Source organism: Aquimarina megaterium XH134, from assembly GCF_000520975.1.
Taxonomy (GTDB): domain Bacteria; phylum Bacteroidota; class Bacteroidia; order Flavobacteriales; family Flavobacteriaceae; genus Aquimarina; species Aquimarina megaterium.
The window spans coordinates 19,857-35,015 of sequence record NZ_JACB01000065.1 but is presented as its reverse complement, the minus strand read 5'-3'; the positions used below and the strand labels follow the sequence as shown (position 1 = coordinate 35,015).

The 15,159-nt window shown below is 33.4% G+C and carries 12 protein-coding genes and 1 other RNA gene; 7 read left to right on the top strand and 6 right to left on the bottom strand.

Translation table 11 applies throughout. From position 1 onward, the window contains the following. Window positions 1-49: 49 nt before the first annotated feature. Both Z053_RS31690 and Z053_RS0125850 read right to left on the bottom strand, forming a co-directional pair. A complete protein-coding gene (locus Z053_RS31690) occupies window positions 50-1,513 on the bottom strand; it encodes an ankyrin repeat domain-containing protein (RefSeq protein ID WP_025667856.1) in 1,464 nt (487 codons plus the stop codon). Between the two features lie 192 nt (window positions 1,514-1,705). Further along, window positions 1,706-2,662 carry an MBL fold metallo-hydrolase gene (locus Z053_RS0125850; RefSeq protein ID WP_025667855.1) on the bottom strand — a complete coding sequence of 319 codons (957 nt, stop codon included), beginning with the start codon at window positions 2,660-2,662 and terminating at the stop codon, window positions 1,706-1,708. A 129-nt stretch (window positions 2,663-2,791) separates the two neighbouring features. On the opposite strand from Z053_RS0125850, the gene Z053_RS0125845 reads away from it, so the two are divergent. Beyond that, window positions 2,792-3,505, top strand: coding sequence for a DUF4197 domain-containing protein (locus Z053_RS0125845; protein WP_025667854.1), 714 nt, complete (start codon window positions 2,792-2,794; stop codon window positions 3,503-3,505). Between the two features lie 138 nt (window positions 3,506-3,643). Next, window positions 3,644-3,820, top strand: a complete 177-nt coding sequence (locus tag Z053_RS32230; RefSeq protein WP_152538399.1) for a Lacal_2735 family protein — start codon at window positions 3,644-3,646, stop codon at window positions 3,818-3,820. Window positions 3,821-3,938: 118 nt separating this feature from the next. Here the strand turns inward: Z053_RS32230 and Z053_RS0125835 are convergent, their stop codons facing one another. The 3 genes from Z053_RS0125835 to Z053_RS0125825 form a co-directional block, all read right to left on the bottom strand. Then, window positions 3,939-4,724, bottom strand: coding sequence for an ABC transporter substrate-binding protein (locus tag Z053_RS0125835; RefSeq protein ID WP_025667853.1), 786 nt, complete (start codon window positions 4,722-4,724; stop codon window positions 3,939-3,941). 310 nt (window positions 4,725-5,034) lie between these two features. Then, window positions 5,035-5,847 (bottom strand): orotidine-5'-phosphate decarboxylase, encoded by an 813-nt coding sequence (pyrF, locus tag Z053_RS0125830; RefSeq protein WP_025667851.1) that lies wholly within the window; start codon window positions 5,845-5,847, stop codon window positions 5,035-5,037. 28 nt (window positions 5,848-5,875) lie between these two features. Then, window positions 5,876-7,084, bottom strand: coding sequence for an NAD(P)-dependent oxidoreductase (locus Z053_RS0125825; protein ID WP_025667850.1), 1,209 nt, complete (start codon window positions 7,082-7,084; stop codon window positions 5,876-5,878). A 149-nt stretch (window positions 7,085-7,233) separates the two neighbouring features. Between Z053_RS0125825 and ssrA the strand changes: the two genes are divergently transcribed. Beyond that, window positions 7,234-7,633, top strand: a transfer-messenger RNA (tmRNA) gene (gene ssrA, locus Z053_RS30910). 478 nt (window positions 7,634-8,111) lie between these two features. Here the strand turns inward: ssrA and Z053_RS0125820 are convergent. Then, window positions 8,112-8,432: a hypothetical protein gene (locus Z053_RS0125820; protein WP_025667849.1), complete on the bottom strand. Its 321-nt coding sequence runs from the start codon at window positions 8,430-8,432 to the stop codon at window positions 8,112-8,114. Between the two features lie 561 nt (window positions 8,433-8,993). On the opposite strand from Z053_RS0125820, the gene Z053_RS0125810 reads away from it, so the two are divergent. The 4 genes from Z053_RS0125810 to Z053_RS0125795 all read left to right on the top strand — a co-directional run bounded on the left by Z053_RS0125810 (window position 8,994) and on the right by Z053_RS0125795 (window position 15,014). Beyond that, the gene (locus tag Z053_RS0125810; RefSeq protein ID WP_025667848.1) at window positions 8,994-9,884 is read left to right on the top strand and encodes a hypothetical protein; all 891 of its coding nucleotides are present in this window, start codon (window positions 8,994-8,996) and stop codon (window positions 9,882-9,884) included. 12 nt (window positions 9,885-9,896) lie between these two features. Beyond that, window positions 9,897-10,640 (top strand): hypothetical protein, encoded by a 744-nt coding sequence (locus Z053_RS0125805; RefSeq protein ID WP_025667847.1) that lies wholly within the window; start codon window positions 9,897-9,899, stop codon window positions 10,638-10,640. A 375-nt stretch (window positions 10,641-11,015) separates the two neighbouring features. After that, window positions 11,016-12,458, top strand: coding sequence for a glycosyltransferase (locus Z053_RS0125800; RefSeq protein WP_025667846.1), 1,443 nt, complete (start codon window positions 11,016-11,018; stop codon window positions 12,456-12,458). Between the two features lie 303 nt (window positions 12,459-12,761). Beyond that, window positions 12,762-15,014 (top strand): S9 family peptidase, encoded by a 2,253-nt coding sequence (locus Z053_RS0125795; RefSeq protein ID WP_025667845.1) that lies wholly within the window; start codon window positions 12,762-12,764, stop codon window positions 15,012-15,014. The last annotated feature ends 145 nt before the right edge of the window (window positions 15,015-15,159 follow it).

The following is a 15,159-nucleotide window of genomic DNA, read 5'->3' as shown; positions in this document are numbered from 1 at the left end:
ATATACTTCTGTTTCAAAGTACAGAACAGTACAAGAAGGAGGCTGGCTTTTATAAATATTTACGCTGCTTTAACCATTTTACCATTTTAGGATTGATCTTATGCCTTGGTAATTTTCTAAGCGGTTTGATCTTTGCTCTGTTCTCTATAAGAAGGATGACCATCTCTGTATGATTATGTAATACAGCGATACATAGTGGCGTTTCTGTATATAATCCAGTGTGGGTTCCATGTTCAATCGGCACCTTATGTTCTAGTAATACTTTTGCTGCTTCCAGAGTATTTTCTTGTGCCGCTATCATTAAAGGTGTTTTATGAAAGTAATTTGGAGTATTAGGGTTCGCCCCATGATCTAATAACAATTTTATAACAGTTGCATTATTTTCCTTAACCGCAGATATAAGTGGTGTTTCACCTAAACCAAACACCTCTGTGTTCTGAAGATTGATGTCTGCACCAGCATCAAGAAGTATATGTATTAACCTGGCATTATTTTTAATGACTGCCATATTTAGCGCAGAAAAACCTAACTCAGAAGTTGTATTTACATCTATCCCTATTTGTAGTAAATGCTTTACTAACGGAATATCTTCTTGAGCACAAGCCTCTACCAAAGATACTGTCTCCAGCTTCTCAATATCCTCTATCTTGAATTCTTTAGTACTTTCGGTTTTTTCCTGTCGTTTCTCTTCTAAAAAGTTTTCCTGAGAATCAATAGGTGTTTTATACACCTCTTGTGAGATCTCAATTTCTTTTACAGAATTCGAAATAGAATCTGTTACACCATTCGCTTTAAGATACTTTATACTTTGCTTGAAATATTTCGCTATAGTCTTATTTAGAAATTTAATATAGTCTGTAGATTCTTCTCGTTTTATAGCTAAGTATGCCATTGCATACGCAATAATTTGCTCTGGCAAATATCCCTGTTTGCTCATTTTCCAGTTGCTTCCTATTCCTATTTGTTGTGAAGAAAAATTAAATTTTGAGTTTCCAATAAAAATTCCAAAACCACATACAATGGCCAAAAGATCTGTGAGATACTCATCATTATCCTTGATCCATTGTTCTCCTAAAAGCAGTTGATGCGATAATTCGTGAGCTATTGTAGCAATTAAAGCCTCTAAGTTGTTTAGTTGATCGGTGGCTATAAAAATCGTAGTAACATCATTTAAATTTTGATACATTCCTGCTGCGCCTTCCCATCTACCATTGATATCAGCTGGTGTAGTAAGAATTCTACCATCTTCCATTTTTACGGCTCCATCATTAAATAGTTTCAATTGAATGTTTATATCTTCTATACCCATTAGTTGCATGATCTGATTCAATAAAAACTTTGCATCTGGCAGAGTACCTTCAAACTTTCTATTAAAACAGGGGTGAGTTGGCAATATGGTTTCTATTTTCAACCCTCGTTCTGCTAAATTTTCTTCAAGAAATGTAATACTTTCTTCTACCCATTTTTTATCCTCTAGAGTAATGGGTAATTTCAAGTTATTTTTCCAAAACATATATAGTTTTTCACTTTATAAATTATCTATAAAGATAAGACGATACTAAGTAGCAGTATCCCCCCATTTTCAGTGATTTTATGTTTCAAATTTAACATAAGCATTTACTGCCTCTATATCTAGAAAGAATCTCGATCAATGCAGTTCTAATAGAGTAAAAGCAATTCTTAACAATAACAATACTGTAGTTTTTTATAGCGGAAAAACATCTTTGGTATTTGCAAAATGATACCCTTGTTCTTCTAAAGCTGTTCTTCCTTCGTAATTTTTTTGAAGTGCAGGATTCGAATGATTAAAATGAATAAATATTATTTTTGATTTCACTTCTTTTAGTTCACTTTTAAATAAAGCAATGGTTTCTTCGATAAAAGGATGTGGCACCTCTGACATTGGCCTTGGAATTTCTCCGTTTTTAAAGAAAGTGGCATCAATAAAAGCATAATCCACTTGTTTAACCTGATCAACAATATTTTTCTCCCAAAGAGACCACTTATTAATATCTGGAATAAATAATGCTTTTTTATTATTTCCGATGATTTTATACCCTACCGTTTCAGAATATTCATCCCTATGAGGCACCAAAAAAGGAATAACTTGTATCGCGCTTGTTAAGGTTAGTGTAGAATCTGCTTGCATAGATTTAATAGCTATATTCTGCAAAGAGACTAATTGTGACCAAGGGCCGTTAGTTTCTAAAAAAGATTGCATTCTTGGCATTGCATACACAGGTATTTTATTTGCTCCCATGGCTTCTCTGCCAAAATGCATCAATCCTGTATAGTGTCCTATATGGGCATGTGTTAAAAATACTCCATCAATAATAGCATCATTTTGTAGATGTTCATTATCTAGGACCGCTAATTGTTCTGGCATATCTGGTGTTGCCTCGAACATAAATTTTTTATGGTTTTTCTTATCAATCACCCCCAATGCAGTAACCAATTCTTTATCTGCCAGGCCTTTTTGAACAGCTATATATTCGTTTGTATTGTTAATATGAGGAAACCCTCCGTCCTGCGCAATTCCTAATACAGTTATGTATTGATCAAATTCATTTTGTAGAACAGATTGGCTTTTTATCGATACTTTTTCATTTTTACATGAAATAATTAGAGTAGATAGTATTAAAAAAATTAAATTTGGTTTCATCTGGCTACATTTATTAATTTTTAAAGATCAGGTAAAATTCGCAATACGTAATTATGATTCAATATCAATTTTATCTTACTGGCGTATTTAATATAGTTATAATCACAATCTCAAATCTAATAAGAAATCATGAAACAAATTTTTAGTATACTCGCTATCTTTTTATTATCAAGTTGTGCAGAGTTACAACAAGTTGTAAATAACCTTCCGCAGACTACCGGAGGTTTTGGGTTGAGCAATATTGACATCTCTAATGGGTTAAGAGAAGCTTTAGATAATGGCATAGATAAGCAAGTCACAAAACTTACCCAAAAAGATGGTTTTTATAGAAATCAACTTGTTAAGATTCTTCTTCCGCAAGAATTACAAAAAGTGGATAAAACATTAAGAGACATAGGATTAGGCAAACTCGCAGACGAAGGATTAAAAGCAATTAATCGTGCTGCAGAAGATGCTGTAAAAGAAGCAACACCTATATTTGTAGGTGCTGTAAAACAAATAACGTTTAATGATGCCAAACAAATACTGTTAGGTAATAACAGAGCAGCTACTCAATATCTTGAGAATAAGACTCGTAGTCAACTATATCAAAAGTTTAATCCCGTAATCAATAAATCGTTTTCTAAAGTAGGTGCAGACAAAATTTGGTCTAATATCATCACAAAATACAATGCTATACCTCTTACAAACAATGTTAACCCAGATCTCACCGATTATGTAACTGGTGAAGCTCTTAAAGGAGTGTATGCAATGATTGCTGTAGAAGAGCAAGAAATCCGAACTAAGCTTAGTTCGAGAACAACAGACTTATTGCGACGGGTATTTGCCTTGCAAGATCGATAAAAGCCTAAGCAAGTCTCTTAATTATTGATTAAGAGACTTGCTTATATTTATCACAATTTTAGACTACCTTAACTGATTCTTAAGAAACCTCCCTTTTATTATCCAGTATCTTTGCATTATTAATGTAAGAGAAGAAAAATGTTTGCCTGGTTAAAGAACAAAACTGAATTGCAAAAACTGCAGCACACCTACTGTAAATTAATGAAAAGCGCTTATAAATTAGCACTTACAGATAAAAACAAAAGTGATCAGCTTCATCAAAAAGCTGATAAAATTTTAATTCAAATAAAAGAAATTGAAGGGCAATCTTCCTGATGAATATTTGACACTCCTAAGACCGTTTAGTACTGTTTTTTAAACATAAAGTATGGGCTAATTTCATACCAATACACTTCATGCATGGTATAGAAATAGTTGTCATGTACAAAATTTTCTATACTTCATGAAGTGTTCTAAAATATGTAAAAGCTTCTGCAAGTCGAGACCCATACCATGAGAAATATTCTCCATCAACCAAAATAATCTTTGCAGTGGTTGTATTTTTCAATTCATCGATATGCTTTTTTGAAAAAGGATATGGCTCTGAGGATAACATGATCAAGTCTAAATCTTGTATTGTTCTAAGTTCCTCTTTTGGGATTTCTGGATAACGATCTTTATCGCCAAAAACATTTACAAAACCATTTACTTTTAGCAGATGATCTACAAATGTGTTTTTACCGGTTACCATCCAGGGGTCTTTCCATATAAAATAGGCTACTCGTTTTTGAGGCATCCCAGATACAAAATTATCAAAAGATTCTTTTTCTAACCTTATTTTAGATATCAGTGTATTTGCTTCCTCTTTTTTGTCAAAAATATCCCCATATTGCTTAATCATTTCCAAAGCTTCTGATATAGAAAAAATATCTGAGACATGTACCGGATATTCTTTTTCAAGATATTCTACTATTTCTCTTGTGTTTTCTTCCTTATTACAAAGAATGATATCAGGATTTAGCTTTTTAATTTTTTCGTAATTGACTTTCTTAGTACCTCCTACAATAGCTTTTTGACTTCTTATCGTTTTTGGGTGAACGCAAAATTTGGTAACCCCTACAATATGATCTGATACTCCTAACGAAACTAATAACTCGGTTTGTGAAGGTACTAAAGAAACAATACGCTTTGGAGATTTTAGAAATTCGATTTTCCTACCTAATTGATCTGTACATATCATATCCCTGGTCGTGTTACATTTTATGAATTCTTAAAAATTATAAAAAAAATCATAAATACTTAATAATTAGATACTTAAAAATAGGATTTTAGAAATTATCTCCTTATATTAGAAGATATTAATATTAAAATTTTGGGGCTATGAGTTCAATATTACTAAATGTTATCATTTATGGTATAATGGCATTTTTCGTTATTTTTATTGCATACGGACTTTACGGGTATGCAAAACATGTTTTTAACGCCAATAGACGTTAATTCTATCCTTTTGGAAAGGAACAAGAGTATACGCTATTCTTGTTCCTTTTTTATTATTTCAGGATATTTTCCATTTGTTTTTGAAGTTCAAGTGCTTTTTCTGCTGCCGCTTTGGCATAATCAATTCCATCTGAAGCATATATAATGCCTCTAGAAGAGTTGATTAACAGTCCTACTTGATCATTCAATCCGTATGTACATACTTCTTGTAAATTTCCACCTTGTGCGCCTACACCGGGAACCAAAAGAAAACTATCTGGTATAATTTTTCTAATTTCCCCAATAAATTCCGCTTTGGTTGCACCAACCACATACATTAAGTTTTCAGAGTTTTTATATGATTTAGAAACTTCTAACACCTGCTTGTACAGCTCTTTTCCCTCTACATTTTTTGTCTGAAAATCAAAAGCGCCCTGGTTAGATGTCAATGCCAGTAAAATCGTATGTTTATTCTCGAAAGCTAAAAAAGGTTCTACAGAATCTTTACCCATATAAGGGGCTACGGTTACAGAATCAAATTCTAAGTCTTCAAAAAAAGCTTTGGCATACATTGTACTTGTGTTACCAATATCTCCTCGTTTGGCATCTGCAATCGTAAAAACCTCGGGATAATTTGTATTTAGATAGATAATTGTTTTTTCGAGAGATTTCCACCCTTTGATACCGTATGCTTCATAAAAAGCAGTATTAGGCTTATAGGCAACGGCAAGATGGTGCGTGGCGTCTATAATAGCTTTATTAAACTCAAAAATAGGATCTTCTTCATTTAATAGGTGCTTAGGGATTTTATTTAAATCCACATCTAATCCTATACATAAAAATGATTGTTTTGCATGTATTTGAGCAACCAGTTCCTGAGTTGTCATATTAATTGTATTGATCTATTGATTAACATTATTCTTTACCTTCTACATAGTCCTGAAGATAACTATATCTTTCAGTCAGCTTTCCATCTTTGGTCATTCTTGCTCTTTCGAGAATACCATCTTTATCATCATTAAAAAATGCAGGGATTACATGTTCTAAAAACATGTCTCCAAATCCTGTACTGGCATCTTTGGGTAATTCGCATGGCAAATTATCAACAGCCATAACCCCGATTGCATTTGGATCTGTAGCATCGGTTTCAGTTTCGGTTTGTGGATTATAGCCATATATCGGATCTGCAATTGTAGAAGATCTAATTGTAGAGGCAACCGGCCCATCGATATCACATGAAATATCTGCTACCAATTTGATATTAAAACCTTCGGATTTTGCATCTTCCCTGGTAAAAATATAAGGTGCTCCGTCTCCAAAGAAGTGACCTGCAATATACATATCACTCACTTCTGCAAATCGCATAAAATCTCCTTCATACTCTTGTGGGTTGCTATAAAAATCCCCCTTGTCTATGATACGCCCATCTTTGCGCTTATTATAATCCAACACATCAATTTGAACATAAACAGGTTCATCAAACGTAGCATTCAGGTATTCGTCTACAGCAACTTCTCTGATATGCATAGCGTCGATAATCTCTTTGGCTCCACCTCCTACTTTTCCGTTTCCGGTAAGTACAATCTTTATATTGGGTAACTTAATTTTCGATAATTCAGACTCTAATGCTTTTTGATCGTTAAGTGTTTCGGCTTTAGGTAAAGTAAAAGTATCAAACTTAAGTCCCCAGGCTCTAAATCCATTATACGCACCAACAATCCCAGCGTATTTTCCAAATCCTATTAACCTAAAACCATTCTGACCCACAATGACTTCGTGATCATATAGCTCTATATTCTTTTCGAGAATTGCCTTTAGTAAATCCCTGTTATACGATTGTTTTTTGATCGTATGCGAAAAGAAAAAATATTTTTTGTTGGGTAATAAAGCAGCAACAGGCACTTCTTTTACACCAAGCAGTACATCACAATCTGACAGGTCATCAGAAACGGCAAAACCTGCTTTTTCATACTCAGAGTCATCAAAAACTCTAACATGAGAAGGTTCAACAATAAAAGAAGCTTGAGGAAATTTGGTCACTACTGATTTTAGGCCATCTGGCGAAAAAACAACACGACGATCTGGCGGGTTTTTTCGCTCTTTAATGACACCGAACTTAGTCATATGAATTGGTATAAATTTTGTACTAAAAAACGAGGGTAAAGATATGATAATTATGATTATATTTGCTGCCCGAAAGTATTTTTGGTCAAATTGAGAGCATATTTTGTTTTCTAAAGAAATATAATGATCAAATTTCGGAAAATACTACTGGGGTCGACTGGTTTTGACAGCGAGATTAATAAGGTAGTAAGCACGTCGAGCGCTGGGATATAGCTCGTAAATATCATATTTCACTTTTTTAAACGGCGAGAATAACTACGCCCTAGCTGCATAATCTGAATTTATAGTAGGATAATGCCTCGGTTCACAAGGTGAACAAGCAGGATACCTCTCAAGAGCCTTGGTTTACGGCGATTGATCATGAGGTATCGTAAAAGTAAACCTAGAAATTATAGGATCTTGATATAATTTCGAAACTTAATTGAGAATAAGCGATAGGTTGGCGGTTTTTGGTCTTTCTTATCGACGAAAATTAAACAAAAACTAAACGTGTAGAAAGCTATTGTATTACTTGTTTGGACGAGGGTTCGAATCCCTCCGACTCCACTACAAACCTGCCAAACGGCAGGTTTTTGTGTATCCGGGAGATTCGCCCAATGCGCCAGCTGGCTCTTTCGCTGCAAATGTCCTCAGGACATTTACTAATCGCTACAGCCCTCTCCGACTCCACTACAAACCTGCCAAACGGCAGGTTTTTGTGTATCCGGGGGATTCGCCCAATGCGCCAGCTGGCTCTTTCGCTGCAAATGTCCTCAGGACATTTACTAATCGCTACAGCCCTCTCCGACTCCACTACAAACCTGCCAAACGGCAGGTTTTTGTGTATCCGGGGGATTCGCCCAATGCGCCAGCTGGCTCTTTCGCTGCAAATGTCTTCGAGACATTTACTGATCACTACAGCCCTCTCCGACTTCATAGAAACACGTAAAACCTCCTTTTTTAAAGAGGTTTCTTTTTTCACGGGAAAGTAAATAGGAAAGTAGTTATTGTTTCATTGTTATTTTTTTAATTCGAACAGATATATTTTCTACTTATCCATTAGTATAATATCATTATTTAAACTAGACCAGTACTCTAAGGAATGAATAGATGAAGTTGAATTCAGGTTTTTAATTTTAAATACCTTTTTTAATCGATACTCTACTCCGTTTAGTATCATTTCCTTTTCATTACTTTTTTCATTTTCAAAATGAGTCATCTGCATTACAATGTATTTTTCTTTCTCTATATGTAAGAACGATAAATCACCTTCTCTATAAAATTTAGATACATTTACTTGCGTCTTTTGCTCTTGGCTATAACCACATAAGGATATTAGAAGAATTAATACTTTAATTAGGTTTCTCATTTGTTTATTGAACTTTAATTTTTTAATTTTTTTCTATGAATTTCTACTCAATCATGAAAATATAAAAAATCCCATAATTTCGATTCATTTATTATAGTTTTATTCTATCCCTTCTCATTTTTTTGTAATACCTGCGTTTCTTCCTCATAAAGTGCAATCTCAAAACCTCTCTTAATTAAATCATTAATCACTTATGGTTTTACTTCTTGCAGATACAGTATAGATCCATCAATTCTAACTTGTGAATTTTTATCAAAATCTCGAATTACTTTTATTATTTTTTCATTTTTTTCTTTCATTTTTGGTTTTAGATATTAGTCTTTTTACTCATCTATTCTCTATTCGTAACTTGTATCAAATGGAGTGTCTAAAGAACATCTGGAAGGCATTATTTTTAAAGACTCATCGAAACTCTAGAAATATATCTATATGAAATAAAGTACTCTGGGAGTTTATCTGCTAATTTTAAAAGTAAAAATTCAACGGTTTTAGCGTATCCTAATTACAACATATGTTAGTAACTTTAATTGTCATAAAAACGAAAAGAAAAATTAAAATATTATGGGGTTAATAGACTTGTATCCAGATAATAAGAATAGGGCTAGAAGATTGGATCAATTGTCTAGCGATATAGGAGTGTTTTTAGTAGATTTAACTTTGATAGCAGATAGTATACAAGATTCTTTAGATGAGTTTCATGGGAAGGCTAGAGATATGCTTTTAGATTTGAATATTGATCCATCTGACCCTAGACTAAAACCTAAAATAATAAAATTAGGTGATGGCGTTGTTCTTGAAGTAATAGAATATTTAGCCGAATTTTTCGCTTTTTTGGCTGTCCAAAACTTTGTAAGTACTGCACTTTTAGTAAGAATGGCAAAAAATCTAGATAGAATTCCTATAAAAGGAGGTGGAGAAATAATAGGAGGAACAATTATAAAAAGAGTTGGGAAAGATATCGAATACCAGGGAGCTCAAAACTTGGAAAGAGTAGCTATCAAAAAACTAAGGTTTCCAAAATGGATTAGATTCAAAGCTTTTGCTGGAGGAGCGGCTGCAGCTCTTGTAATTACTGTTGCAATCGAGTTAATCGTTGATTCTATTCAAGGCGCAATAGTAAGAGATAAATTACAAAAAGGTATTCGAGGTCTTTATGGTCCAAGAGCAAGGGTTAAAATGGCATTATTGGCAAATCAAAAACTGAAAGAACTCATTGATAAAGGGATAGGAGATCTAGATATGATGAGAAAGCTTGGTTATTCAGAAGAACAACTAGATAAGTTTTTGGATCTGAAATCAAAGGAAATTTCGGATATTGTTGAAAAAACAGGAGTACAAGAATTAGCCAAGGAAGCTGTCCGTATTTTAGAGCAATTGGATGGAAACCGAAATTCATTTAGGGATGACGATAAAATGGATAAAAAAAATTGCTCAAACGTCGTCTGTTGGTAAAAAAACAATTCTATGTCTATATTTAATAGCATTTGGAAAGGTATTGAAACTTCATTTGATGTAATTACTGGTAATGAAGACATTCTTTACCCAGATAACAAAAACCGAAAAAAGCGAGCATCCGAATTATTTAATGATGTAAAACACTTCCAACAAGAAATCGTTTTATTAAAAAAAAATATTGAGCAAAAACTAAACTCTATCGGATTAAAGTATAAAGATAGTTTCAATTTAGAAAGATTTAATTTTAAATTATGGGAAGTAGAAAGTGTTGACAAATTGAGGAGGGTTTTAGAATTGTCTAATATTCAAGATGCTTTGATGATTTCTGGCTTATTATCATTATCGGATGAGAATGAACAAAAAAGAGTAATTGATACAATTGATTTGCCCTTTGATATGAAAATGATTACTATTAAAGGCATTCCCATTCTATTCTATGGAGGTGTTATTGGAGGATCAATAGCAGGAGCAACAGCTAGAAGTAAACTTAGAGAATATATAAAGCATATTCAACCTGTTAGAAATGTCATGTTTTATTATAAAATGCTTTTAGAAGAGTTAAGTAAAAATTTATCTAAATTAGGATCCAAAGAATTTCTTATTTCTATATACAACAAAGATCTAGTAGAAGAAAAATTCGAACAAAAAATAGGAGAAATAAAAGAAGGTTTATTGAAAATAACAAAAAATGATGCCTTAGTAAAACTAAAGAATCGTGACAAATTGAGAGGAAGCTGGTTAAACGAAGATTGAAATTAATCTATTTATTTTTTTCTCGCTTGTTCAATTTCTCATAATTTCCAAATTAGTTTGCTTTTCGTTTTACGGTAGTCTATCCTAATTTATTTAATAACAAATTTAACTTTTCAATATCGATCCTCCGTATATTTTTTTCAGTTTTATCGGTTACTCCCCAGAACTTATATAAGCAGGATTGAGTATCTTTTTTGCTAATAAAAGCATCCGTATCACATTTAATTTATACAAAAATGATGTATAAATACACACAAGTGTGTAAAATCTCTACACCTAATAAATTAGAGTGATCGCCTAAACACTTGTTATTCAAATCATATTCAAAATGGCATCAATGTTGTTTTTTCTCACGAGTAATTTAAGGAAACATTCATGAAGCAATCAACATCTTGCGAATCTTTGGAAACATCAATATCTATAAATAAATCCCCTAATTCTCTAGAAAAATTTATTTCAAAAGTATCATCACCCCTCATTCTAATAGCAACATTTCTACTAATATTTGGCGGTGCATCTTTATTTTATTTCTTACAACCTTATTTTGAAAAAGTGTATTTAGAAAGAATGAACACCATCTGGGGGACACCCTTAATGATCACTGGTATCACGCTACTTACTCTTAAAATTAGCTTTTTAATTTATATACTGTTTTTATATCTACGCTATAAGATCATTAAACCAGTATCACATGAAGAATTACCTTCTTGCACGGTCATCGTACCTGCTTACAATGAAGGAGAATTGGTTTATAAAACCTTACTTAGTCTTGCCGAAAGTGATTACCCGAAAGAAAAATTACAGTTGATTTCTATTGACGACGGAAGCCAGGATAATACCTGGCAATGGATGCAAAAAGCTAAAGAAGTATTAGGCGATCGTGTTTCGATTTACCAACAACCTAAAAACAAAGGAAAAAGACACGCATTATACCGTGGATTTAATTTAGCCACAGGAGAAGTATTTATAACTGTTGATAGTGATTCTATAGTTAAAAAAGATACGTTGCGCCTTATGGTCAGTCCTTTTGTTGTAAATAAAGAATGTGGGGCTGTGGCAGGAAATGTACGTGTATTAAACAGAGAAAAAGCTGTAATTCCACGTATGCTAAATGTGAGTTTTGCCTTTAGTTTCGAATTTATCCGTTCTGCACAAAGTAGATTAGGTTCTGTATTATGTACACCAGGTGCTTTATCTGCTTATCGTAGAGAAGCAGTCTTCAATTGTCTTCAAGACTGGATTAATCAAACATTTATGGGGGAAGTTTCAAAAATTGGTGAAGATCGTGCAATGACTAATATGATTTTGAAACAAGGTTATAAAGTATTTTTTCAGCGTGAGGCATACGTTTATACCAACACTCCAGAGCGCTACAAAAACCTATCAAAAATGTTTATTCGTTGGGAGAGAAGTAACATTCGTGAAAATATTGCAATGAGTAAATTTGCCTTTACAAATTTTAGAAAAGGATCTAAAATTGGTACCCGAGTACTACTCTTAAACCAATGGTTAAAAATGATAGCTGCCTATCCAGCTACGTTGTTAATGTTATTTTTTATATGTACATATCCACTATTATTCCTTAGTTCTACATTGGTGAGTATACTGGTTTTTTCGAGTATACAAGCTTTATTTTATGCCAAAAAGCATACTATCTCAGAATCTTTTTGGGCTTATCCATATAGTGTTTTTTATGCCTTTACGTTATTTTGGATTACTCCTTATGCAATAGCCACTGCTGGCAGAAGTGGCTGGTTGACCCGAGACTTAAACGATGAGGAATTAAAGAAACAACAGGTCGTTGCTGTATCATCTTAATCTATTATAGGATAGGATATCGAATTCTTAATAAAACCAAACTTCTAAAAAAAGTGAAATAACACTCTATAATGATCCTTCTAAGTTGAATTGAAGTAAATCTTTAAAAGGGTTTTTATATGCTGAAATAAAATTGAACTAAGAGATAAAGTATTATTTTCTCCGATTTTTCAATAAAATAACCTCAAAAAAGATAATATAGTATCATGTTTAGTTAACTTATAGTGCAAAATCCATACGATATCACTATATCTTTGAGAAATCACCAAATTGAACATTTCTTTAAAATTAAACTTCTGATTAATGATACATTGTAATACGATCAAAAAGATCTGCTGCATATTCTTTGTTATACTAAATGTAAGCATCTTATCTGCACAACAATCAAAACTTTCACTAGAACAAATCTTTAGTAGCAGAGACTTTTCTTCAGAACGATCAAAAGCTTTAAAATGGTTCGAAGGAGGAGATTCATATACTACCTTGGTAGCTTCTTCAGAAAACAAAGGGTATTATGATATTATTAAAACAGATACTAAAACAGGAGAACAAAGTATCTTAATTCCTGCAAAGTGGATGATTCCCGAAGGAAAAGACACTCCGCTTCGTATAGAAAATTATACCTGGTCTACCGATAAAAGTAAAGTCTTATTCTTTACCAACTCTTCTAGAGTATGGAGGTATAACACCAAAGGGGATTATTGGGTATTACACTTAAAAACAAAAAAACTAACCAAACTGGGAGGAGCAAAAGCAAAATCATCTTCGCTTATGTTTGCCAAGTTCTCTCCAGATGGAAATAAGGTAGGATATGTAAGAGAACATAATATTTATGTCGAATCACTTACCGATGGAAATATCACTGCATTAACAACAGACGGAACAGATAAAATCATTAACGGAACCTTTGATTGGGCATATGAAGAAGAATTCTCTTGTAGAGATGGTTTTAGATGGAGTCCCGATGGCCGCAAAATTGCATACTGGAGGATCGATGCCAGTAAGATAAAGAATTTCCTGATGATCAATACTACAGATTCTATCTATTCGTATACGATACCAGTACAGTATCCTAAAGCAGGAGAAAAGCCGTCTGAAGCAAAAGTTGGAGTCGTTAATACATCGGGAGGAGCTACAACCTGGATGAAATTACCAGGAGATGCCAGTAATCAATATGTCCCTCGGATGATTTGGAAACCAGATTCTAAATCATTACTTCTGCAACACCTCAACAGGGCACAAAATCATAATAAAGTAACACTTTGCAATGCTCTGGATGGGAATACTCAGGTAATTTATGAAGATAAAGAAACTGCTTGGTTAGAAGCGGTAGATGATTTTAAATATCTAGAGGATGCCAGTACATTTACCTGGGTAAGTGAAAAAAGTGGCTGGAAAGCGCTTTACCTTATTAAAGATGGTAATGAAACTCAGGTATCACCTACCGATTCAGATATGATTAATATTGAATTAATCGACGAAAAAAATGGATGGTTGTACTATATGGCAAGTCCAGAAAATGCTACACAAAGGTACTTGTATAGAACCAAACTTAATAAAAAGGGAAAAGCAGAAAGACTATCACCCAAAGATCAACCAGGAACGCATCGATATCGTATTGCTCCAAACGGAAAATTTGCTCAACATACTTATTCTAAATCTGGCCTTCCCCCTACTACCGATATTATTTCTTTACCCGATCACAAAGTGATTAAAACTTTGGTCTCTAACCAAAAGCTAAAAAAACAAATAGCGGCTATAGATCGCAATCCACAAGAATTTTTTAAAATTTCTTTAGACGATGGCACATCACTAGATGCATATATGATCAAGCCTCTAGGATTTGATCCATCAAAAAAGTATCCTGTGTTATTTCATGTATATGGTGAACCCTGGTCCCAAACCGTATTAGATTCCTGGGGCGGAAGTAACTATTTATGGCATACCATGCTATCCCAGCAAGGGTATATTATAATGAGTATCGATAATCGCGGGACTCCCGGACCTAAAGGAAGAGAATGGCGAAAATGTGTGTATGGTCAAATTGGTGTTCTTTCTTCTTCAGACCAGGCGCAAGGAACAAAAAAGAGTATCGAGATGTTTGATTTTATAGACCCGGATCGCATTGGTATCTGGGGATGGAGCGGTGGTGGTTCTATGACCCTTAATGCTTTATTTAGGTATCCCGAAATCTATAAAATGGGAATGGCAGTAGCCCCAGTATCTGATCAAAGATTATATGATAACATCTACCAGGAGCGATACTCGGGAATACCGCAAATCATGCCCGAAAGTTATGAAAAAGGCTCTCCTGTTAATTTTGCCAAAAACCTTAAAGGAGATTTATTACTGATTCACGGAACAGGAGATGATAATGTTCATTATCAAAGTATAGAAGTATTGGCTAATGCGCTTATTCGTCATAATAAAATATTCTCTATGGTATCATATCCTAACCGATCTCATGGTATATACGAAGGAGAAAACACCTCTAGACACTTACGTGAAACATTAACCCATTACCTTAAAACAAATTTACCAAGCAGAGGAAAATAAGGTTTTAATATTCGATTTACATACTAAAGCTTATTCATAGCGATACTAACAATGCATAAGGAGTCTTTCAAAAACAGATGTACTGTAAGTTATACGTCACTTGTATATATTTGCAATAATTAAAGTAGTACTAACTATTTTTTAC